General features: G+C 63.8%; 19 protein-coding genes and 1 tRNA gene. 10 read left to right on the top strand and 10 right to left on the bottom strand.

Annotated features, from left to right (window positions below; translation table 11 throughout):
- Positions 1–68 precede the first annotated feature (68 nt).
- The 4 genes from BLV45_RS26105 to BLV45_RS26090 all read right to left on the bottom strand — a co-directional run bounded on the left by BLV45_RS26105 (position 69) and on the right by BLV45_RS26090 (position 5,386).
- Positions 69–3,086, bottom strand: coding sequence for a ribonucleoside-diphosphate reductase subunit alpha (locus BLV45_RS26105; RefSeq protein WP_090538114.1), 3,018 nt, complete (start codon positions 3,084–3,086; stop codon positions 69–71).
- A 481-nt stretch (positions 3,087–3,567) separates the two neighbouring features.
- Entirely contained in the window at positions 3,568–4,164 is a 597-nt protein-coding gene (gene ampD / locus BLV45_RS26100) for a 1,6-anhydro-N-acetylmuramyl-L-alanine amidase AmpD (protein ID WP_090538112.1), read from the bottom strand.
- A complete protein-coding gene (locus BLV45_RS26095; protein ID WP_090538110.1) occupies positions 4,161–4,460 on the bottom strand; it encodes a PP0621 family protein in 300 nt (99 codons plus the stop codon). Before BLV45_RS26095 ends, ampD begins: the two co-directional genes overlap by 4 nt.
- 8 nt (positions 4,461–4,468) lie before the next feature.
- On the bottom strand, positions 4,469–5,386 hold the full coding sequence (locus BLV45_RS26090; protein ID WP_090538107.1) for a cytochrome C assembly family protein: 918 nt from the start codon (positions 5,384–5,386) through the stop codon (positions 4,469–4,471).
- Between the two features lie 62 nt (positions 5,387–5,448).
- Here BLV45_RS26090 and ffh point away from each other — a divergent pair, with 62 nt between their 5' ends.
- Both ffh and BLV45_RS26080 read left to right on the top strand, forming a co-directional pair.
- Positions 5,449–6,816, top strand: a complete 1,368-nt coding sequence (gene ffh / locus BLV45_RS26085; RefSeq protein WP_090538105.1) for a signal recognition particle protein — start codon at positions 5,449–5,451, stop codon at positions 6,814–6,816.
- A 75-nt stretch (positions 6,817–6,891) separates the two neighbouring features.
- Positions 6,892–7,443: a hypoxanthine-guanine phosphoribosyltransferase gene (locus tag BLV45_RS26080; RefSeq protein WP_090538103.1), complete on the top strand. Its 552-nt coding sequence runs from the start codon at positions 6,892–6,894 to the stop codon at positions 7,441–7,443.
- 94 nt (positions 7,444–7,537) lie between these two features.
- Here the strand turns inward: BLV45_RS26080 and BLV45_RS26075 are convergent, their stop codons facing one another.
- Together BLV45_RS26075 and BLV45_RS26070 are read right to left on the bottom strand one after the other, a co-directional pair.
- Positions 7,538–8,137: a MarC family protein gene (locus BLV45_RS26075; protein WP_090538101.1), complete on the bottom strand. Its 600-nt coding sequence runs from the start codon at positions 8,135–8,137 to the stop codon at positions 7,538–7,540.
- 12 nt (positions 8,138–8,149) lie between these two features.
- The gene (locus tag BLV45_RS26070) at positions 8,150–9,886 is read right to left on the bottom strand and encodes a proline--tRNA ligase (protein ID WP_090538099.1); all 1,737 of its coding nucleotides are present in this window, start codon (positions 9,884–9,886) and stop codon (positions 8,150–8,152) included.
- 283 nt (positions 9,887–10,169) lie between these two features.
- On the opposite strand from BLV45_RS26070, the gene BLV45_RS26065 reads away from it, so the two are divergent.
- Together BLV45_RS26065 and BLV45_RS26060 are read left to right on the top strand one after the other, a co-directional pair.
- On the top strand, positions 10,170–10,844 hold the full coding sequence (locus BLV45_RS26065) for an RNA pyrophosphohydrolase (protein ID WP_090538097.1): 675 nt from the start codon (positions 10,170–10,172) through the stop codon (positions 10,842–10,844).
- 76 nt (positions 10,845–10,920) lie between these two features.
- On the top strand, positions 10,921–11,472 hold the full coding sequence (locus BLV45_RS26060) for a CNP1-like family protein (protein ID WP_176954252.1): 552 nt from the start codon (positions 10,921–10,923) through the stop codon (positions 11,470–11,472).
- A 286-nt stretch (positions 11,473–11,758) separates the two neighbouring features.
- Here BLV45_RS26060 and proB read toward each other — a convergent pair whose 3' ends face one another.
- The 4 genes from proB to rplU form a co-directional block, all read right to left on the bottom strand.
- Positions 11,759–12,877 (bottom strand): glutamate 5-kinase, encoded by a 1,119-nt coding sequence (proB, locus tag BLV45_RS26055; protein ID WP_090538093.1) that lies wholly within the window; start codon positions 12,875–12,877, stop codon positions 11,759–11,761.
- An 85-nt stretch (positions 12,878–12,962) separates the two neighbouring features.
- Positions 12,963–14,078 (bottom strand): Obg family GTPase CgtA, encoded by a 1,116-nt coding sequence (cgtA, locus tag BLV45_RS26050; RefSeq protein ID WP_090538091.1) that lies wholly within the window; start codon positions 14,076–14,078, stop codon positions 12,963–12,965.
- Between the two features lie 157 nt (positions 14,079–14,235).
- Complete coding sequence (gene rpmA / locus BLV45_RS26045) at positions 14,236–14,499, bottom strand: 50S ribosomal protein L27 (RefSeq protein ID WP_090538089.1); 264 nt, start codon at positions 14,497–14,499, stop codon at positions 14,236–14,238.
- 24 nt (positions 14,500–14,523) lie between these two features.
- A complete protein-coding gene (gene rplU / locus BLV45_RS26040; protein WP_007180329.1) occupies positions 14,524–14,835 on the bottom strand; it encodes a 50S ribosomal protein L21 in 312 nt (103 codons plus the stop codon).
- A 215-nt stretch (positions 14,836–15,050) separates the two neighbouring features.
- On the opposite strand from rplU, the gene BLV45_RS26035 reads away from it, so the two are divergent.
- From BLV45_RS26035 to BLV45_RS26010, 6 genes are all read left to right on the top strand, one after another.
- The gene (locus tag BLV45_RS26035) at positions 15,051–16,043 is read left to right on the top strand and encodes a polyprenyl synthetase family protein (protein ID WP_090538086.1); all 993 of its coding nucleotides are present in this window, start codon (positions 15,051–15,053) and stop codon (positions 16,041–16,043) included.
- A gap of 40 nt (positions 16,044–16,083) precedes the next feature.
- Positions 16,084–16,160: transfer RNA gene (locus BLV45_RS26030), tRNA-Pro, on the top strand.
- Positions 16,161–16,315: 155 nt separating this feature from the next.
- Positions 16,316–17,620, top strand: coding sequence for an HlyC/CorC family transporter (locus BLV45_RS26025; protein WP_090538084.1), 1,305 nt, complete (start codon positions 16,316–16,318; stop codon positions 17,618–17,620).
- A 251-nt stretch (positions 17,621–17,871) separates the two neighbouring features.
- Positions 17,872–19,086, top strand: coding sequence for a GspE/PulE family protein (locus BLV45_RS26020; RefSeq protein ID WP_090538151.1), 1,215 nt, complete (start codon positions 17,872–17,874; stop codon positions 19,084–19,086).
- On the top strand, positions 19,083–20,318 hold the full coding sequence (locus BLV45_RS26015; RefSeq protein WP_090538082.1) for a type II secretion system F family protein: 1,236 nt from the start codon (positions 19,083–19,085) through the stop codon (positions 20,316–20,318). Before BLV45_RS26020 ends, BLV45_RS26015 begins: the two co-directional genes overlap by 4 nt.
- A gap of 28 nt (positions 20,319–20,346) precedes the next feature.
- Positions 20,347–21,273: a prepilin peptidase gene (locus BLV45_RS26010; protein WP_090538080.1), complete on the top strand. Its 927-nt coding sequence runs from the start codon at positions 20,347–20,349 to the stop codon at positions 21,271–21,273.
- Positions 21,274–21,275: the final 2 nt, after the last annotated feature.

Raw genomic sequence — 21,275 nt, 5'->3', positions numbered from 1 at the left:
AGCGGCAGCGGCATCCGCCACCGCTCACCCTGCTTCACGACCGGCTCGCGCCGGCCGTCGCTGCCTGATTACTGGCAGGCCTCGCACTCTTCGAAGCCCGGATCGCCCGGACGCATCATGCACACCGGGCCGTCCGCTTCCGGTGCGGCGTCGACTTCAATCGCCGCGGGGGCTGCATGAGCCGCCGCTGCCTGCAGGCCGCCCGACGCAGCGCCACCGCTCACGCCGAAGCCACCTGCCGCACCGCCACCGACACCACCCGCGCCGCCCGAGCTCTCACCGCCGCCCGACGACACCGCGTTCAGCGCGCCGTGCGCCACCGTCGACTTCTCGACGTGGGTCGCCGCCATCGTGCGGAGGTAGTACGTGGTCTTCAGGCCGCGCAGCCACGCGAGCTTGTAGACCTCGTCGAGCTTCTTGCCCGACGCGCCGCCCATGTAGATGTTCAGCGACTGCGCCTGGTCAATCCACTTCTGGCGACGCGACGCCGCCTCGACGACCCAGACCGGATCGAGTTCGAACGCCGTGGCGTAGATCGCGCGCAGGTCGGCCGGGATGCGGTCGATGCGCGAAAGCGTGCCGTCGAAGTACTTCAGGTCGGCGACCATCACTTCGTCCCACAGGCCGCGCGCCTTCAGGTCGCGCACCAGGTAGTCGTTGACCACCGTGAATTCGCCCGACAGGTTCGACTTCACATACAGGTTCTGGAACGTCGGCTCGATACAGGCCGACACGCCGATGATGTTCGAGATCGTCGCCGTCGGCGCGATCGCGACGCAGTTCGAGTTGCGCATGCCGTACGTTGCAATGCGGGAACGCAGCTCCGTCCAGTCCATCGATTCGCTCGAATCGACTTCGACATACCCGCCACGCGCTTCGGCGAGCAGCTTCAGCGTGTCCTGCGGGAGGATGCCGCGATCCCACAGCGAGCCGCGGTAGCTCGAGTAGCGGCCGCGCTCTTCGGCCAGTTCCGTCGACGCGTAGTACGCGTAGTAGCAGACCGCTTCCATCGACGTATCGGCGAACGCAACCGCCTCTTGCGACGCGTACGGCGTGCGCAGCAGGTGCAGGCAGTCCTGGAAGCCCATGATGCCCATGCCGACCGGACGGTGCTTCAGGTTCGAGTTACGCGCCTTGGCGACCGCGTAGTAGTTGATGTCGATCACGTTGTCGAGCATGCGCATCGCGACGCTGACCGTACGCTTGAGCTTGTCGTGGTCGAGCGCCAGCGTGCCGTCAGCCTGTTCTTTCAGATGGGCGACGAGGTTCACCGAGCCGAGGTTGCAGACGGCGATTTCGGTGTCGCTGGTGTTCAGCGTGATTTCCGTACACAGATTCGACGAATGCACGACGCCGACGTGCTGCTGCGGCGAACGGATATTGCACGGATCCTTGAACGTGATCCACGGATGGCCGGTTTCGAACAGCATGCCAAGCATCTTGCGCCACAGTTGCGCGGCCGGGATCTTCTTGAAGAGCTTGATCTCGCCACGCGCGACCTTGTCTTCGTACGCGATGTAAGCCGCTTCGAACTCCGCGCCGAACTTGTCGTGCAGGTCCGGGCAGGTGGACGGCGAGAACAGCGTCCAGTCGCCGCCTTCGTGTACGCGCTTCATGAACAGGTCGGGAATCCAGTTCGCCGTGTTCATGTCGTGCGTGCGGCGACGGTCGTCACCGGTGTTCTTGCGCAGCTCGAGGAATTCCTCGATGTCCAGGTGCCACGATTCCAGGTACGCGCACACCGCGCCCTTGCGCTTGCCGCCCTGGTTCACGGCCACGGCCGTGTCGTTCACCACCTTCAGGAACGGCACGACGCCCTGCGACTTGCCGTTGGTGCCCTTGATGTGCGAGCCGAGCGCACGCACGCGCGTCCAGTCGTTGCCCAGACCGCCGGCGAACTTCGAGAGCAGCGCGTTTTCCTTCAGCGCCTCGTAGATGCCGTCGAGGTCGTCGTCGACCGTCGTCAGATAGCACGACGACAGCTGCGAGCGGCGCGTGCCCGAGTTGAACAGGGTAGGCGTGGACGACATGAAGTCGAAGCTCGACAGCACGGTGTAAAACTCGATCGCACGCGCTTCGCGGTCGACTTCGTTCAGCGCGAGACCCATCGCGACACGCATAAAGAATGCCTGGGGCATTTCGATACGCACGCCGTCGTGATGCAGGAAGTAGCGGTCGTACAGCGTTTGCAGGCCGAGGTAGCCGAACTGCAGGTCGCGGCTGTTGTCGAGCGCGGCGCCGAGGCGCTTCAGGTCGTACTGCATCAGCTTGTCGTCGAGCAGTTCAGCCTGCACGCCGCGCTTGATGAACAGCGGGAAGTACTCGGCGTAACGGTCGGCCATTTCGCTCTGCGTGACTTCCTCTTCGAGGATCTCGCGGCGGATCGTGTGCAGCAGGATACGGGCCGTCACCTGGCTGTATGCCGGGTCCTTCTCGATCATCGTGCGTGCGGCGAGGATGGCCGAGTCGTAAACCTGGCTCATCGGCACGCCGTCATACAGGTTCTTCACCGTCTCCGCGACGATCGGCTCCGCGCTCACCGCGTCGCCCAGGTTCGCGCAGGCGGATTCGATGATGCCGCGCAGCGCGGCCATGTCGAGCGGGCGCGACACGCCGCCGTCGACCACGTTCAGACCCGACGAGCCCGCCGCCGCTTCCGGCTCATGGCCGCGCTCCTGTGTGCGCTTCTCGCGATACAGCACGTAGGCACGCGCGACGTTGTGCTCGCCGCCGCGCATCAGCGCGAGTTCGACCTGGTCCTGGATGTCCTCGATATGGAACGTGCCGCCGTTCGGGCGGCTGCGCAGGAGCGCGCGCACCACGCTCTGCGTGAGCTGCTCGACCAGCTCGCGCACACGCGCCGACGCCGCGCCCTGACCACCGTTGACGGCGAGGAACGCCTTCGTGACCGCGATCGCGATCTTCGAAGGCTCGAACGACACGACGCTGCCGTTACGACGGATCACCTTGTAGTCGGCGAAGGTGGCCTGCGGCGCGAGCGCCTGGCCTGCCTGTGCCTGTCCACCGAACGGTTGGCCAGTGGGTGAGCCCTCATACCGGGTCGTCACGTTGTCGGTCGTTTGCATGTGCAAAGCTCCTGATCTGGAATGGTGCGGAGGTAACCGCGGATTAGTACGATCGCCGCGACGTGGGTATAACCGGCGCGAGCGTAAAGGTGCGGAGAGTGGGCCGGCGAGGTCTGTTGACCGGATGCAACGCGGCGGACTGGACAATCGTCTTCATCATGCGAGTCGCGATCACTGGCTGTGCCCTTTCCCCGAAGTTGCCGGTGTGGCCGCTCGTCGGCCCACACCAGTCGAATGCTTTTTCAACGCCTGGAATGCATGCGGCGCCTTGCGCGTAAAGCGGGGCGCCGCCAGATCACCACAACATCTAGTTCGGAAACCGATTCCTTACACAAAGTATAGTGGAACTTCCCGGCATCTCAAATTATTTTATTTGCCGTTCAACGCTTGACTTTTCATATGGCCAGGCCGGGCGGGACCGCGCGGAAAGCGAGGCGCTGCAACGATTTGCGGTGCATCGAAGGTCGCCGCGCGTGAGGACTTATGACGCGGCGGCGAGCGGGAGATAGGGGAAATACTGAGCGGGCAATGCGCAGTCGTGTTGAAGGCGTTGCCACGCGAAGTAAGGACCGGGATCGGTCTTGCGGCCAGGCGCGATGTCGGCGTGACCCGCGAGCGCCTCGACCGGATAGTGCGCGGCGAGCGCTTTCACGAGCGCGGCGAGCGTCTCGTATTGCGCCGGTTCGAACGCGGTGGCGTCGCTGCCTTCCAGTTCGATGCCGATCGAGAAGTCGTTGCAGCGCTCACGGCCGAAGAAGTTCGACACGCCCGCGTGCCATGCGCGCGCGTCGCACGATACATATTGCTCGAGCGCGCCGTCGCGGCGGATCACGAAATGCGCCGACACCTTCACGCCGCGCAGATGCGCGTCGTAATAAGGATGCGCGTCGCAGTCGAGGCGGTTCTGGAAGAGTTCGGTGATCGCCGTGCCGCCGAATTCGCCGGGCGGCAGGCTGATGTTGTGGACGACGACGAGCGTCGGCCGCGCGCCTTCTGGGCGCGCCTCGAAATTGGGCGATGGCAGTTTGCGCGCGGCGGGAACCCAGCCGTCTGCATCGACGGCGAAGTCGACGCTCATCGGGCGTCGCGCCCGGCCGGGCGCGCGGCGTGGCGATGCGCGTGCTCGGCGCTGCAGAACGGCTGGCCGGCGACGACCACCGAATCGCTCTTCGGCGCGTGTACGCCGCACTCGGCGCAGCGGATCATCGGCTCGGCGAGTTGCGGTGCTTCGGACGCGCGCTGCGCGCCACCGGCGGCCGGCCCCGACGACGCCGGACCGGTGCGTGCGGACGCTTTGGACTCGGCGCGGCGCACGGCCTTGACGAGCCAGTTGCCGACGATGAACAGGAGAATCAGCAGAAAAATTTGTCGCATGATGACGCTCAGACCACGGGGCGGTGCAACAGCACCTCGAAAACGAAACGGCTGCCGACATACGCGAGCATCAACGCCGCGAACGAAGCCAGCACCCAGCGCAATGCCGCACGGCCGCGCCAGCCGGACACCCGGCGGGCCGTGAGCAGCGCGCCGAACATCACCCACGAAAGGATCGCGAACACGGTCTTGTGATCGAGCCTCAACGGCCGGTCCACGAGCTGTTCGCTAAAGAGAATGCCGGAGATCAGCGTGAGCGTCAGCAGCACGAAGCCCGCGCCGATCAGGCGGAACAGCAGTTTTTCAAGCGTGAGCAGCGGCGGCAGTGTATCGAGCCAGCTCGACAGCCAGCCGTTGCCGGCAGCCGTGTTCTGGCGCTGCAGCTCGCCGCCGCGCATCGCGTGCAGACGACGCTCGACCAGCAACATCAGCACAGCGTGCAGCGCCGCGATCGCGAAGAGCCCATACGCGACGTTGGCGATCAGGAAGTGCAGCTTGAAAAGCGGCGCCGCCGAATACGGCAGCACGCGCACGCCGTTGAACGCGAGCGGCAGCAGCGACGCGACGCACGCGAGCGGCAGCACCAGCAGGCGCAGGCCGTCGAGCGGAAAGAAGAGGCTTTCAATCCAGTAAATGCCCGCGCCGAGCCAGAACATCGCAGAGAGCGCGAACGCGAACCCGAACACCATCGCGTCCTGCGGAAAAATCGTCGTGTGCAGCAGCACGCCGTGGGCGATCAGCGCGACGAAGAGCAGCGCGCGGCCCGACGGACTCATGCCCGACGCCGCCGCGACCTTCGCCGGAACCGGGATCGACGGCACGCTCTCCAGCACCGGGCGCGGCGCGGTGTGCCGGTGCGAACGCCAGCCCGCGACGGCGAGACCGCCGTACAGGAGCGCAGTGAGGGCATACAGTACAATATCCATATCCGAAGTTTACACCAGGCCCTTGCCTAGCAACGCAACGGCCGCACTGCCCATCGCTCCCCATGCTCGACAATCTGACCCAACGGATGGCGCGCGTCGTCAAGACGCTGCGCGGCGAAGCCCGCCTCACCGAGGCGAACACCCAGGACATGCTGCGCGAAGTCCGTCTCGCGCTGCTGGAGGCCGACGTGGCGCTGCCCGTCGTGCGCGACTTCATCGCGAAGGTGAAGGAAAAGGCGCTCGGCGAAGAGGTGATCAGCAGCCTGTCGCCGGGTCAGGCGCTCGTCGGCGTGGTGCAGCGCGAACTCACCGCGATCATCGGCGGCGACTACGAAGGCAAGGCGGTCGAGCTCAATCTCGCCGTCACGCCGCCCGCCGTCATCCTGATGGCCGGCCTGCAGGGCGCGGGCAAGACGACCACCGTCGGCAAGCTCGCCAGACTACTGCGCGAGAAATACAAGAAGAAGGTCCTCACCGTTTCCTGCGACGTCTACCGCCCCGCCGCCATCGCGCAGCTGAAGACGGTGACGGAACAGGTCGGCGCGGATTTCTTCCCGTCGGAACCGGACCAGAAACCGGTCGACATCGCGCGCGCCGCCGTCGACTGGGCGAAACGCCACTATCACGACGTGCTGATCGTCGACACGGCCGGCCGTCTCGGTATCGACGAAGCGATGATGCAGGAAATCACCGCGCTGCATACCACGCTCAAACCGGCTGAAACGCTCTTCGTCGTCGACGCGATGCTCGGCCAGGATGCCGTGAACACCGCGAAGGCGTTCAACGACGCGCTGCCGCTCACCGGCGTCGTGCTCACGAAGCTCGACGGCGACTCGCGCGGCGGTGCGGCGCTGTCGGTGCGTCACGTGACGGGCAAGCCGATCAAGTTCGTCGGCGTCGCCGAAAAGCTCGACGGCCTCGAAATCTTCTATCCGGATCGCATGGCGAACCGGATTCTCGGCATGGGCGACATTCTCGCGCTCGTCGAGGAGGCGCAACGCGGCGTCGACGTTCAGGCGGCGCAGAAGCTCGCCGACAAGGTCAAGAAAGGCGGCGACTTCGATCTCAACGATTTCCGCGCGCAGCTTTCGCAGATGAAGAGCATGGGCGGCCTCTCCACGCTCATGGACAAGCTGCCCGCGCAGTTCCAGCAGGCGGCGTCCGGCGCCGACATGGGTCAGGCGGAAAAGCAGATGCGTCGCATGGAAGGCATCATCAACTCGATGACGCCGAAAGAGCGCGCGAAGCCCGAGCTGATCAAGGCGACGCGCAAGCGCCGCATCGCGGCGGGCGCGGGTGTGCAGGTGCAGGAAGTCAACCGCATGCTGAACCAGTACGACCAGATGCGCACGATGATGAAGAAGCTGAAGGGCGGCAACCTGCAGAAGATGATGCGCGGCATGAAAGGCATGATGCCGGGCATGCGCTGATCGCCCTGATTGCGTGATTGCAGCCGCCGGCGTTCTCTCTCACACTATGTATACAGTCACCGCTCGCCAGACGTCATGAACCGCGAAGAAGCGCTCCACATTTTCAGCCACTCCGAAGAAATCGTTTCGGCCCGCGACGTCAACGCGTCGATCAGCGGCATGGCGAGCGCCATCCGCGCCGAAATGAGCGAGGCCTTCCCGCTCGTCCTTTCGGTGATGGGCGGCGCCGCGGTGTTCACCGGCATGCTGCTGCCGCACCTCGACTTCCCGCTCGAGTTCGACTACATCCACCTCACCCGCTATCGCAACACGACCAAAGGCGGCAGCGAGATGCAATGGCGCGTGGCGCCGGCGGAGTCGGTCAAGGACCGTGTCGTGCTCGTGCTCGACGACATCCTCGACGAAGGCGAGACGATGGCCGCGATCCGCGACCGCATTCTCGCGATGGGCGCAAAGCGCTTCATGAGCGCGGTGCTGTGCGAAAAGATCATCCCGAAGGCGAAGCCGCTGCACCCGGACTTCTGCGGCTTCGAAGTGCCGGACCGCTATGTGTTCGGCTGCGGCATGGACGCGAAAGGTTACTGGCGCAACCTGCCCACCATCCGGGCGTTGACCGAAGACGCCTGAGTCCCGTCCTTCCTGGGCATCTGCGTTTCAACGTTTCAATGAAAAAAGCGGCCTGCGGGCCGCTTTTTTTCGCCTGTACCGGTTGCTGCCGGCGTCAAAGCTGATGCACGAACGCGCGGATGCCCCCAAGTATCATCTCCACCGAAATCGCGACCAGCACGAGCCCCATCAGCCGCTCGAACGCCATCACGGTGCGCTCGCCGAGCCAGGCCTGGATGCGCTCGGCCAGCACCAGCACGATCGCGCACACGATCATCGTGACCGTCAGCGCGCCGATCCACTCGACCGTCTTGCCGGGTGCCTGCGACGTCAGCAGCATCACCGTCGCGAGCGCTGACGGACCGGCCAGCGCGGGAATCGCGAGCGGCACGATCAGCGGTTCGCCGCCGCGCACATCGCCGCCGAACGGGCCGTCCGGATGCGGAAAGATCATCCGCAGCGCGATCAGGAACAGCACGATGCCGCCGCCGATCCGCAATGACAGGTCCGTGAGACTCATCATGCGCAAAAAGCGGTCGCCGACGACCATGAACACCAGCAGGATCACGAACGCGATCGCGACTTCACGCAGGATGACCGCGATCCGCCGATGCGGCGACACGCCCCGCAGGCAACCGATGAACAGCGGAATGTTGCCGAGCGGGTCCGTGATCAGGATCAGCAGAACCGTCGCGGACAGGAAGTTGTACTCCACCGTCCGCCCCGGTTAGCCGCCGAGCGCCGTGCGAATCTTCTCCGTCACGGTGGCTGCGGCGCTTTCGGCCGGCAGCAGCGTCGCTTCCGTGTCGCGACGGCCCTGATATTCGACCTTGCCTTCCTTCAGGCCGCGATCGCCGATCACGAGCCGGTGCGGCACGCCGATCAGCTCCCAGTCGGCGAACATCACGCCCGGACGCTCGCCGCGATCGTCGAGAATCACGTCGACGCCCGCCGCGACCAGCTCCGCATACAGACGGTCGGCGTGCTCACGCACGGCGTCGCTGCGGTCGTAACCCATCGGACACAGCACAACTTCGAACGGCGCAATCGATTCCGGCCAGATGATGCCCTTGTCGTCGAAATTCTGTTCGATCGCGGCGCCGAGAATACGCGTGACACCAATGCCGTAGCAGCCCATTTCCATGTTCTGCGGCTTGCCGTTTTCGTCGAGGAACGTCGCGTTCATCGCTTCCGAATACTTCTTGCCCAGCTGGAACACGTGGCCGACTTCGATGCCGCGGCAGATGTCGAGCACACCCTTGCCGTCCGGCGAAGGATCGCCCTTCTGCACGTTGCGGATATCGGCGACGACCGGCTCCGGCAGATCGCGGCCCCAGTTGACGCCCGTCGTGTGGAAATCGACTTCGTTCGAACCGACGACGAAATCGCTCATGTTCGCGACCGTCCTGTCCGCGATCACCTTGACCGGCTTCTTCGTGCCGATCGGGCCGAGGTAGCCCGGCGGCGTGCCGAACCATTCGACGATCTCCGCTTCCGTCGCGAAACGGAAGTCCCCGAGACCTGGAATCTTGTTGACCTTGATCTCGTTCATCTCGTGGTCGCCGCGCAGCATGAGGAGCCACAGCGTCGGCTCAGCGCCTTCGTTTTCGGTCGCGAGGATGATCGACTTGATCGTGCGTTGCAGCGGAATATCGAGGAACGCCGCGACCGACTCGCACTTCGCCTTGCCGGGCGTCGGCGTCTTCGTCATGGTCTCGGCGGGCGCGGCGCGTTGCGCGATCAGCGGCAGCGCATCGGCCGCTTCGACGTTCGCGGCAAAATCCGACGTCGGGCAATAGGCGATCGCGTCCTCGCCGGTCTCGGCGATCACGTGGAATTCGTGCGAACCGCTGCCGCCGATCGAGCCGTTGTCCGCCGCGACCGCGCGGAATTCGAGACCGAGGCGCGTGAAAATGCGCACGTAAGCGTCGTACATCTTGCGATACGACTCGCGCAGACCGTCCATGTCCTTGTCGAACGAGTACGCGTCCTTCATGATGAATTCGCGGCCGCGCATCACGCCGAAGCGCGGACGGATTTCATCGCGGAACTTCGTCTGGACCTGATAGAAGTTGACCGGCAACTGGCGGTAGCTCTTGATCTGGTTACGCGCGATGTCGGTGACGACTTCCTCGTGCGTCGGGCCCATCACGAAATCGGTCTGCTTGCGATCCTTGAAGCGCAGCAGTTCCGGGCCATATTTTTCCCAGCGGCCCGATTCCTGCCACAGTTCGGCCGGCTGCACGGCCGGCATCAGCAGCTCGATGGCGCCCGCCCGGTTCATTTCCTCGCGCACGATCGATTCCACCTTGCGGATCGAACGCAGACCGATCGGCAGGTAGTTGTAAATGCCGCCAGCGACGCGACGGATCATGCCGGCGCGCACCATCAGCTTGTGGCTGACGATTTCTGCGTCAGAGGGAGCTTCCTTCAAGGTGCCGATAAAGAAACGGGAGGCTTTCATTCAGAATTTTCCAAAAGCGGCGGCACAATCTGAGCCGTCCAAAAAGATAAAACGGGGGATTCGCGGACCCTTGCGACCTTCATTGCGACTGTCAGCCGGCGCGACGGCGGCTTGCGCGGCGGTCTGGCCTGTTCGGGCCGGGCCGAACCACAGGGTCTGATCCGGAAGACTACCTCGACGACGCCCTGTTGCGGCGAATCGTTCCATTCTGGTGCGATCCGGTGCGTCAGGTCCGTTATCTGTTTATAATCAAAGCAATTTTAAAGGATTCGAAGGTGGTTGTATGCTGGATCGTGAAGGCTTTCGCCCGAACGTCGGCATCATCCTCTTGAACGCGCACAACGAGGTGTTTTGGGGCAAGCGGCTCCGTGAACATTCCTGGCAGTTTCCGCAAGGGGGCATCAAGTATGGTGAAACCCCCGTGCAAGCGATGTATCGGGAGTTACACGAAGAAACCGGCCTGCATCCGGAACACGTCAAGATTATCGGCCGCACGCGCGACTGGTTGCGTTACGAGGTGCCGGACAAGTTCATCAAGCGTGAAGTCCGCGGTCATTACCGCGGCCAGAAGCAGATCTGGTTTCTGCTTCGGATGGTGGGGCGCGATTGCGATATTTGCCTGCGCGCCTGCGACCATCCGGAGTTCGATGCCTGGCGCTGGAACGAGTACTGGGTGCCTCTTGACTGTGTGATCGAGTTCAAGCGGGATGTGTATCAGTTGGCGTTGACGGAGCTGTCGCGTTTTCTGCGTCGTACGGCGCCGCGCGGAGAGAAACCGGCCGGGCATCACGGGCCGCGTTATCCCCGGGTGGTGAGCACGATGGCGGCGGAGAGCGCATCGATGGAATCGTCAGGCTCGCTGGTGACGGTCGAGACGTCGATTCGCACGACGATCGAAACGGATTGCGGGGATGTCGAAACCTCCGTTAGCCGTTCGTCGACGTTCGTGCGCGATTGAACCCTGTGCGGCGGTTCTCGCCGCATCTGCTGGCGCGGCATTTCCATGGCCGCGCCGGCGTTTCGAGGAAATAATATTGAAAGCTTCTGTTTTCGCCGTGGCGTGCCTCGCCACGGGTGCCTTGCTGGCTGGCTGCTCGAGCACGCCTTCCAACAAGGACGACAGCACATTCGTGTATCTGCTCGACAAGCCGACCAACTGGGTTGAAAACAAGGTCGACGAATTGCCGCCGCTGCCGCAACAAGCCAACCTGCTGCCGTTCGACGTTTCGCAGAATACGCCGCTGCATTTTTTTCTGGACTCGAAGTCGGTGAGCGTGGGCTCCGACGGCGTCGTGCGATATACCGTCGTGATCACGACTCCGACCGGCGCGCGTAACGTGAACTACGAAGGCATTCGCTGCGACACGTATGAATGGCGTCTGTATGCGGGCCTCGACGCCGACCACAATGGCTGGGACCGCACCGTTGCCAACGCGTTTTCGCGTATCGAGAACGGCGAACTGAATGCCTATCACGCGGCGCTCTATCAGGATTACTTTTGCGCGAACAAGATTCCGATCGCTAACGCGAAACGGATCGTGGAAAACGTTCAGTTTCACCGGACGCAGAGCGTGCTGATCCGGTAGGTGTCAATTAGCGCCGCGCTGTGATGGTCGATGGTTGCGGACCGTGCGCCGGCAGTTAAATGCCGGGTTGACTGGCATCGCTGCGTGTGTCGGCAACGAGTGAGCCGGAGATGAACGAAAAAAATCCGCTTCCTTTTCAGGGGAGCGGATTTTTTTGCATGGGCAGCATAGATAACATCGGCGGACAAACCGCTCTGGCTCGCGCTCACGTGTGAGCACCGGAAATAACCCGACACGCCGGGCCTGTTCGTAATCAGGCGCGTTTCGGCGCCCGCAGGACAAGCTGTTAAACCAGCACCAGGTTGTCCCGGTGGATCAACTCCGGTTCGAGCATGTACCCGAGCACCGATTCAATATCGGTGCTGGCGCGTCGCTGGATCAGCTTTGCTTCCGTGCTGCTGTAGTTGGTCAGGCCGCGCGCCACCTCACGCCCTGCGGCGCTCAGACACGCGATGACCTCGCCGCGCGCAAACACACCCTGCACGCCGACGACGCCAATCGGCAAAAGACTCTTGCCATCCGCGGTCAGTTTCTGGACCGCGCCATCATCGATGACGACGTGACCGCGGACCTGCAAATGGTCCGCCATCCACTGTTTGCGCGCGGCGATTCGCGCGGTGCGCGCGATCAACTGCGTGCCGATCGCCTCGCCCGAAGCGAGCCGCACGAGGACGTCCGGTTCGCGTCCGCTCGCGATGATCGTGTTCGCGCCGCTGTGCGCCGCGCGCTTCGCGGCGAGAATCTTGGTCAGCATGCCGCCGCGGCCAATATTCGAACCCGCGCCGCCCGCCATGGCCTCGAGTTCCGGCGCACCGGCGTCGGCCTGCTCGACGAGCTTTGCTGCCGGATCCTTACGCGGATCCGCCGTGTAAAGGCCCTGCTGGTCGGTCAGGATCACCAGCGCATCACCTTCGATGAGGTTCGCGACCAGCGCGCCTAGCGTGTCGTTATCGCCGAACTTGATTTCGTCGGTGATGACCGTGTCGTTCTCGTTGATGATCGGCACGACGCCGAGCCGCAGGAGCGTGAGCAACGTCGAGCGCGCGTTCAGATAGCGTTCGCGATCGGCCAGATCGGCGTGCGTGAGCAGAATCTGCGCGGTGCGGATTGCGTGCTCTGCAAAGCGGCTTTCGTACACCTGCGCGAGCCCCATTTGACCGACAGCCGCAGCCGCCTGCAATTCATCGATCTCGCGCGGGCGCTTTGTCCAGCCGAGCCGCTGCATACCCTCGGCGATCGCGCCTGAACTGACGAGGACGACTTCCTTGCTCTGCTCCCGCAACGCTGCGATCTGGGCCGCCCAGCGACCGATCGCCGCATGATCGAGCCCGCGCCCGTCATTTGTAACGAGACTCGAACCGACTTTCACTACCAGGCGCCTGGAATCGGCGATGACGGAACGCATTGTGCGCGGCTCCCAAGAGAATACGTGTGATGCCTGCCTGCACGCCCGATTTCACGGAGCGTGCGGGCCTTGAAGCGACGGGCGGTTATTCCTGCGGCTGGACGGCTTCGGCGCCGGCTTCACCTTCTGGCTTTTCGCGGAAACGGACATCGGCGGCCAGATCTTCGGCCTCAGCCGCGCGCTGGGCGTCGGAGTGCGCCGCGATGTGGTCGTAGATGGCGTAAATCAGGCTCTCGCAACCCTGACCCGTGAGCGCCGAAATTTCGTAGACCGGACCACTCCATTCGTAGCGCTTCAGGAAATCGGCGACCCGCTCCGCGCGCTCTTCGTCCGGCACCATGTCGAGCTTGTTCAGCACGAGCCAGCGCGGCTTGTCGTAGAGCGACTCGTCGTATTTGCGGAGTTCGTTGACGATCGCCCGCGCCTCGACGACGGGATCGACCGCGTCGTCAAACGGCGCGAGATCGACGATATGCAGCAACAGCCCGGTGCGTTGCAGATGTCGCAGGAACTGATGGCCGAGGCCCGCGCCTTCCGCCGCGCCTTCGATCAAACCGGGAATATCGGCAATGACAAAGCTGCGGCTTGGCCCGACGCGCACGACACCCAGATTCGGTGCCAGCGTCGTGAACGGATAGTCGGCGATCTTCGGCTTCGCATTCGACACCGACGAGATAAACGTCGACTTGCCGGCGTTCGGCATGCCGAGCAGACCGACGTCCGCCAGCACCTTCAGTTCCAGACGCACCATGCGGCGCTCGCCCGGCTTGCCGTCCGTCTTCTGGCGCGGCGCGCGGTTCGTGCTCGACTTGAAGTGGAGGTTGCCCAGCCCGCCGGAACCGCCGGCTGCGATCTGAACCGACTGGTTGTGTTCGGTGAGGTCAGCGATCAGCTCGCCCGTTTCCATATCGAGGATCGTCGTGCCGACCGGCATGCGCAACGTGATATCGTCGCCGCCCTTGCCGTAGCAGTCCGAGCCACGGCCGTTTTCGCCGTTGCGCGCCTGGTGCTTCTTGGCATACCGGTAGTCGATCAGCGTGTTGATGTTGCGATCCGCAACCGCATACACGCTACCGCCGCGGCCACCGTCGCCACCGTCCGGGCCACCGAAAGGGACAAACTTCTCGCGGCGCATCGACGCGCTGCCATCCCCTCCGTCGCCGGCGATGACTTCAATCCTCGCTTCGTCAATGAACTTCATGAGTCACTCCGTCCCGTGTTTAATGCCATTTTGCCGCGACTGTCGCGCGTTGACCAATCGTCCGGATGGCCAACCGTCACGCGCCGCGGCAATAAAAAAAGCCCCGCCAACTTCGCGGGGCCTTTGTTCCGGTCCTGAAGCCCGTGCCTGAATAAACTCAGGCTGCTGCCGGGACTACGTTGACCAGATGCTTCTTGTCGGCGCCTTTCGTCGTGAACTTGACGTGGCCGTCCGTCAGCGCGAACAGGGTGTGATCCTTGCCGATGCCGACGTTTTCACCCGGGTGCATACGCGTGCCGCGCTGACGCACGATGATGCCGCCAGCGTTGATGGCCTGACCGCCGTACACTTTCACGCCAAGTCGTTTCGACTCGGAGTCGCGGCCGTTCCGGGACGATCCGCCTGCCTTTTTGTGTGCCATTTGTTAGCTCCTTGACCGGTGCGCTTACGCGTTGATCGCGTCGATGCGCAGTTCGGTGTAGTTCTGGCGGTGGCCGCCATGCTTCTGGTAGTGCTTCCGGCGACGCATCTTGAAGATGGTCACTTTTGCGTGACGACCTTGGGATACGACGGTAGCCTTGACGGAAGCCCCACTGACCAGCGGCGTACCGAACTTAATCGATTCGCCTTCGCCCACTGCGAGAACCTGGTCGAGCGTGATTTCAGCGTCAATGTCTGCCGGTATCTGTTCTACTTTAAGTTTTTCGCCGACAGCAACCTTATACTGCTTGCCGCCGGTTTTTATGACCGCGTACATTGAGAACCTCACTCTGTATTCATTTTCCCCACGCACCACGCGCGGAAACCCGTGATTATACATAGAGTTAGCTGCGCGGTCAAAAGCAGCTGACATCCCGCGGGAAGGCCGCCGGGCCTTGGCCAGATGGCCATTCCTGCAGCGATCTCGCAGGCTGCGGCGCGGAATGGCCGCGATTCGCCTTATAATTCGCGGCACTACCCCATTTCGCCATCATGTCGTCGACTGCCACCCCCTCCCCCAACGCCGCCAGCCTCCTCGCTCCGATCGCCGAAGACATGCAGCAGGTGAATCGCGTTATCCGGCATCGTCTGGCGTCGGAGGTGATGCTGATCAACCAGATCTCCGAGTACATCATCAGTGCCGGCGGGAAGCGCCTGCGTCCGGCGCTGCTGCTGCTCGTGGCCGGCGCGCTGGGCGAAACCACGGGGCACCGGCACGAACTGGCGGCGGTCGTGGAGTTCATCCATACGGCCACCCTGCTGCATGACGACGTGGTCGACGAATCGGATTTGCGCCGCGGCCGGCAGACCGCGAATGCGCTGTTCGGCAACGCGGCGAGCGTGCTGGTCGGCGATTTCCTGTACTCGCGCTCGTTCCAGATGATGGTGGGCGTCGGCAAGATGCGCGTGATGGAAATCCTGTCCGAGGCGACGAACATCATCTCCGAAGGCGAGGTGCTGCAGCTTCTGAACATGCACGACGCCGACGTCGACGAAGCCCGCTACATGCAGGTGATCCGCTACAAAACGGCGAAGCTCTTCGAGGCAGCCGCACAGCTGGGCGCCGTGCTCGCTGGCGCGGATGCGACGATCGAATCCGCAGCGGCGGAATTCGGCCGGCGTATCGGCACGTCATTCCAGATCATGGACGACTGGCTCGACTACACCGGCACCGCCGAATCGATGGGCAAGAACGCCGGCGACGACCTGCGCGAGGGCAAGCCGACGCTGCCGCTCATTTATCTGATCGAACGCGGAACGCCCGAACAGTCGGCGCTTGCTCGCGAAGCCATTGAGCAGGGCGGCACCGATCGCTTCGAAACCATTTTCGAGGCGATCACGCGCTCAGGCGCCCTGGACCACACGCTCGAGTGCGCGAAGCAGGAGGCGCAGGCCGCCGCCGCCGCAATTTCTTCGTTTCCAGATTCCATTTACAAAGAAAGCCTGCTAGAATTATGTTCTTACTCGACGGCAAGACAGTCTTGAACGAGACTGAAAAGCAGTAGCAGTCCAAGTAAGACCAATTCGGGGTGTAGCTTAGCCTGGTAGAGCGCTACGTTCGGGACGTAGAGGCCGGAGGTTCGAATCCTCTCACCCCGACCAGAATCTGAAAAAACCGCGCAAATGCGCGGTTTTTTTTCGCCCGCAGAGGTTCCCTGCCTCGATGCGCGGGGTCCTACGCCGTCCGGCCAGGCGGGCACCGGCGACACCCTCTGCTATATTTCCCTTCATCCCCTTTTTCCTCGACTTCACGACGCGTGGACCAAATTCCCTTATGGGCGCAAATCAGCGCCATCTTTGTACTGCTCATCTGCTCCAGTTTCTTTTCCATTTCCGAAACGGCGATGATGGCGCTGAACCGGCACCGCCTGAAGCATCTCGCCACACAGGGCACGCTCGGCGCGAAAACCACGCAGATGCTGCTCACGCATACGGACCAGTTGCTGAGCGTGATCCTGATCGGCAACAACCTGCTGAACACGATCATTCCCGTATTGACGACGTCCATCGCGCTGCACACGTTCGGGCATGACAACGTGGTGCTGTCGGTTGCAACCGGCATCGTCGCGTTTCTGATCATCGTGTTCGCAGAAATCACGCCGAAGATTGTCGGCGCGACGTTTCCGGAAAAAATCGCGCTGCCCGCAAGCCTGCTGATCGCGCCGATGATGCGCGTCGCGCGGCCGCTGGTGTGGTTCGTCAATCTCTTTGCGAACGGCATCCTGAGCCTGTTGCACATCAATACCAAAGGCGGGCGCGACCAGCGTCTGTCCACGGAGGAACTGCGTACCATCGTGCTCGAATCCGGCAGTTTCATGCCGACCAAGCACCGCAGCATCCTGCTCAACCTGTTCGACCTCGAAAACATTTCCGTCGACGACGTGATGATTCCGCGTCGCCGGATCGAGGCGCTCGACTTCGACGCACCGTTCGACCAGATCCTGCATCAGCTCGAAACCTGCTACCACAACAAGCTGATCGTCTATCAAGGCGATATCGACCGGGTGCTTGGCGTGCTGCACGTCAGAAAAACGCTCTCCGCGCTCCACAATCAGGAACTGGAGCGCGAGACGCTGCGCGAACTGCTCGCGGAACCGTACTTCGTGCCGACCGGCACGCCGGTGTTCCAGCAGCTTCAGTATTTTCAGGAGAGTCGCCAGCGCACGGCGCTTGTCGTCAACGAATACGGCGAGCTCGAGGGCCTCGTGACGCCCGAAGACATCATCGAAGAACTGATCGGCGAATTCACGACCTCCATTCCGCGCAGCGCCAGCTCGCGCGGCGGATGGGACGACAACGGCGAATGCATCGTCACTGGCGGCATGCCGCTGCGGGAACTGAACCGCTGGCTGCAACTCGCGCTGCCCACCGACGGACCGAAAACGCTCAACGGCCTGATCCTCGAAATGCTCGAAGAGATTCCCGAAGGCGACGTATGTGTTCGCATCGGCGAGGTGAAACTCGAAGTGCTGCGAAGCGACGACCAGGCGATTCGCACGGTCAAGATTTTCCGTCCGGCTACGCGCGCGGGCACGAAACTCAAGAAGGCCGCTCGAGACTAGCCATCCGGCCAGGTGGCGCGCAAGACCGGCGGCAACGATGATGAGGTTATCGCGTTCTGCAGGCGGCCCCAAGCCGGATTCCGATGCACCCTTCTCCCACTTCACGCGCCGCGCCTTTCGCGGCGTCGCGCACCGCCGGTCATGATGGCGACGCTGCGCCGGCTCATGGTCAGTCCGCGCCTCGCACGATTACGCCGCCCACGTTGCCTGCGTCGCGCACGTTCAGCGGTGTCGGTGCGGCGCAGGCCTCCATGCGTCTGCGCCAGGACATGGACACTCCCGTCGATCCCGATTCAGACACCACGCCAGCAGTGCGGCTACTTGCCGGTACGCTGGTTGAAGCCGCAAACCGGAATGCATCCGATCTGCATATCGAGCCCGGTGAACATGACTGGCGGATTCGCTTGCGCGTCGATGGCGTGCTGCATGAGATCGCGCGTCCGCCCGCGCATCTGCGCGACGCGTTCATCACCCGTGTGAAGGTGCTCGCCCGAATGGACATTGCCGAGCGACGTATCCCGCAGGACGGCCGTCTGCGGCTCGCCGCGGCGGCCGGGCGCACGGAGGACTATCGCGTCAACTCGCTGCCCACGCTGCACGGCGAAAAGCTCGTGCTGCGGCGCCTCGAAGCGCTGCCAGCACAGCTTTCGCTCGACGCGCTCGGGCTCGACCCCGTCCAGCGGGATGCGGTGGAAGCGGCAATTCGCGCGCCGCACGGGCTGATGCTGGTCACCGGGCCGACTGGCAGCGGCAAGACGCTCTCGTTGTACTGCTTCCTGCAAATGCTGAACGCCGAATCGCGCAATGTGTGCTCGGTCGAAGACCCGTCGGAAATCCAGATGGCGGGTGTCAACCAGGTCAGTGTCCGCGAAAAATCCGGGCTCACGTTCGCTGTCGCCCTGCGTGCGTTCCTTCGTCAGGACCCCGACGTCATCATGGTCGGCGAAATTCGTGACGAGGAAACGGCCGACGTCGCGGTCAAGGCCGCGCAAACCGGACATCTCGTGCTCTCGACGCTGCATACAAACGACGCACCGGCCACCGTCGCCCGACTGATCGACATCGGTGTCGCGCCATACAACCTGGCGGCGGCGTTGCGCGTGGTGACGGCACAGCGCCTTGTACGGCGTCTGTGTGCTGCATGCCGTGTACCGGTGAACGAATCCGCCGCCGCGCTGCGCGCGGCCGGCTTCGCCGAAGCGCAACTCGATGGCTGGCATCCATACGTGGCAAAAGGCTGCGCCGCGTGCCACGGCGTGGGCTACACCGGACGCATCGGCGTGCATCAGGTGATGCCGGTTTCGGATGCCACGCGGGAGTTGATCGTCGCGCGCGCGGGCACGCTTGCGATTGCGAAACAGGCGCAGGCCGAACGCGTCGGCACGCTTCGCGAGGCGGCGCTGGCCCGGGTGCGAGACGGCACGACGAGTCTGGCTGAAGCGCTGGCCGCAACGGAGGTTGCATGAACACGGCCAGACCTCGTTCGCACGCCTCGTCGCCCGACCTGCGCTTTGCGTGGCGCGCCGTCGATTCGAGCGGCGTTCGCCGTCGCGGCACATTGATCGCGCCGGATCCGGCGCTCGCACGCGCACGACTCAAGCGCGACAACCTGTTCGTCTACGAACTCGAGGCGCGCGGGCAGGCATCACGCCCGAAGGCGCGCGCCGCCGAGGTCACGTTGTTTACCCGGCAACTCGCAAGCCTCCTGCGCGCGGGGTTGCCTCTCGCACCCGCCCTCGATCTGCTGGCGCAGTCGCCGGCGCGCCGCGGCCGCGAGGGCATGCCGCGCATCGTCGGCGCACTGGCTCGCGACATCACCGCCGGCCTGCGATTTTCCGCCGCGCTCGAGCGCCATCCCGCGCAGTTCGGGGCGTTGTACTGCCAGCTCGTCGGCGTCGGCGAAGCAACGGGCGCGCTCGCTTCTGTCCTCGCGCGTATCGCCGACGACCGCGAGCGTGCCGCCGCGCAGCGGGCCAAAGTCAGAGCCGCGCTCACCTATCCGGTCGCGATCCTGCTGCTCGCGCTTGCGATCACCGCGGCGCTGCTCGTGTGGGTCGTGCCGACGTTCCAGCAGATTTTCGACGGCTTCGGCGCGAAACTGCCCGCGCCAACGCAGTTCGTGATCGCGCTTTCCTCCGCCGCAGCGCGCTGGAGCGTGCCAGCGCTCGCATGCGTCATCTCGGCGTGCGTCGCCACGGCGCACGTCCTGCGTCGCTCGGACAAGGCGCGCGTTTCCTTTGCTCATCTGACGCTGAAGCTGCCCATCGCCGGACCGCTACTGACCACGCTCTGCTCGGCCCGCTGGAGTCGCGCGCTCGGCACGCTGCTCTCGGCCGGCACGCCGTTATCGGATGCATTCGATTCCCTGACGCACGCCACCGGCAATGCCTACGTCGATCGCGCAACCGGTCAGATCGCGGTCCGGCTTCGTCGCGGGGAACGGCTCGCCGCAGCCATGCAGACGGCCCGCTGCTTTCCGCCAGAAATCGTGCAACCCGTCGCCGTCGCCGAGGAATCGGGCGCGCTGGACGCGATGTTGATCGACGTCGCGTCGCTCTGCGACCGGCAGGTCGACGAAAAGATCGGCACGCTGGCCAGCCTGTGCGAGCCGCTTGTCATCATGGTGCTGGGCGTGCTCGTCGGTGGTCTGGTTATCGCGATGTATCTTCCCATCATTCAACTCGGCAACGTGGTGTAGCATCGCAGCCGAATCCAATCATTCAGCCATGCGCGCGATAACGTCCCTGACCGACTCCCCTTTCGGCGGCCCGCTGGGCTATTACACCGCCAGCGTCACCGCAGCGTTCGGCGCTCTGCCCGCCGGCGCGCAGATTGCGTTCGCCGTCGTGTTTGGTCTCGTCATCGGCAGCTTTGTGAGCGTGGTGGCGCACCGGCTGCCCATCATGCTCGAGCGCGCCTGGCGCAACGAAGTAAGCGAGACGACCGGCCAGGCGCTCGAAGGCGACACCCTCCCCGCGCGCTATGACCTGTGGCTGCCTCGCAGCGCATGTCCGCATTGCGGCCACACGTTGAAGGCCTGGGAAAACATCCCTGTGCTGAGCTATCTGCTGTTGCGCGGCCGATGCTCGCATTGCCATACGCACGTGAGCCTGCGCTATCCCGTGATCGAAATAGCGAGCGCCGCGCTCGCGGCCGGATCGCTCGTGACATTCGGCGCGACAGGCACCGCGCTCGCCGCCTTCGGACTCTGCGCGACGCTGCTTACGATGAGCGCCATCGACGTCGACACGCACCTGCTGCCGGATTCGATGACGCTGCCACTTTTGTGGGCCGGCCTGATCATCAACTTCGAAGGCACGTTCGCGACGCTGCACGATGCCGTTCTCGGCGCGATCGCAGGCTACCTCACGCTGTGGTGCGTCCACTGGCTTTTCAAGCTCATACGCGGCATTGAAGGCATGGGCTACGGCGATTTCAAGCTGCTCGCGGCGCTTGGCGCGTGGCTCGGCTGGGCGGCGTTGCCGCAGATCGTCGTGATCGCGGCGGTAGCCGGTGCGGTCGTCGGGTTGCTCGCAACGTGGCGCGGCCGGATGCGCTTCGAGGAACCGTTGCCGTTTGGCCCGTTTCTCGCGGCGGGCGGGGCAATCACCCTGTTTCTCGGTACGCCGTTGTATCAGGCGTTGGGGAGCTGAAC

The organism is Paraburkholderia sartisoli, assembly GCF_900107685.1.
GTDB classification, from domain to species: domain Bacteria; phylum Pseudomonadota; class Gammaproteobacteria; order Burkholderiales; family Burkholderiaceae; genus Paraburkholderia; species Paraburkholderia sartisoli.
This window is presented reverse-complemented; position numbering and strand designations above follow the sequence as displayed.

Coding starts and splice junctions, on each gene's coding strand:
- ampD (WP_090538112.1), bottom strand. CDS start 4,164: ATGAGCGTCGACTTCGCCGTCGATGCAGACGGCTGGGTTCCCGCCGCG.
- BLV45_RS26035 (WP_090538086.1), top strand. CDS start 15,051: ATGTCGTCGACTGCCACCCCCTCCCCCAACGCCGCCAGCCTCCTCGCT.
- BLV45_RS26080 (WP_090538103.1), top strand. CDS start 6,892: ATGAACCGCGAAGAAGCGCTCCACATTTTCAGCCACTCCGAAGAAATC.
- BLV45_RS26095 (WP_090538110.1), bottom strand. CDS start 4,460: ATGCGACAAATTTTTCTGCTGATTCTCCTGTTCATCGTCGGCAACTGG.
- cgtA (WP_090538091.1), bottom strand. CDS start 14,078: ATGAAGTTCATTGACGAAGCGAGGATTGAAGTCATCGCCGGCGACGGA.
- ffh (WP_090538105.1), top strand. CDS start 5,449: ATGCTCGACAATCTGACCCAACGGATGGCGCGCGTCGTCAAGACGCTG.
- BLV45_RS26090 (WP_090538107.1), bottom strand. CDS start 5,386: ATGGATATTGTACTGTATGCCCTCACTGCGCTCCTGTACGGCGGTCTC.
- BLV45_RS26020 (WP_090538151.1), top strand. CDS start 17,872: ATGCGTCTGCGCCAGGACATGGACACTCCCGTCGATCCCGATTCAGAC.
- proB (WP_090538093.1), bottom strand. CDS start 12,877: ATGCGTTCCGTCATCGCCGATTCCAGGCGCCTGGTAGTGAAAGTCGGT.
- BLV45_RS26070 (WP_090538099.1), bottom strand. CDS start 9,886: ATGAAAGCCTCCCGTTTCTTTATCGGCACCTTGAAGGAAGCTCCCTCT.
- BLV45_RS26010 (WP_090538080.1), top strand. CDS start 20,347: ATGCGCGCGATAACGTCCCTGACCGACTCCCCTTTCGGCGGCCCGCTG.
- BLV45_RS26065 (WP_090538097.1), top strand. CDS start 10,170: ATGCTGGATCGTGAAGGCTTTCGCCCGAACGTCGGCATCATCCTCTTG.
- BLV45_RS26105 (WP_090538114.1), bottom strand. CDS start 3,086: ATGCAAACGACCGACAACGTGACGACCCGGTATGAGGGCTCACCCACT.
- BLV45_RS26015 (WP_090538082.1), top strand. CDS start 19,083: ATGAACACGGCCAGACCTCGTTCGCACGCCTCGTCGCCCGACCTGCGC.
- rplU (WP_007180329.1), bottom strand. CDS start 14,835: ATGTACGCGGTCATAAAAACCGGCGGCAAGCAGTATAAGGTTGCTGTC.
- rpmA (WP_090538089.1), bottom strand. CDS start 14,499: ATGGCACACAAAAAGGCAGGCGGATCGTCCCGGAACGGCCGCGACTCC.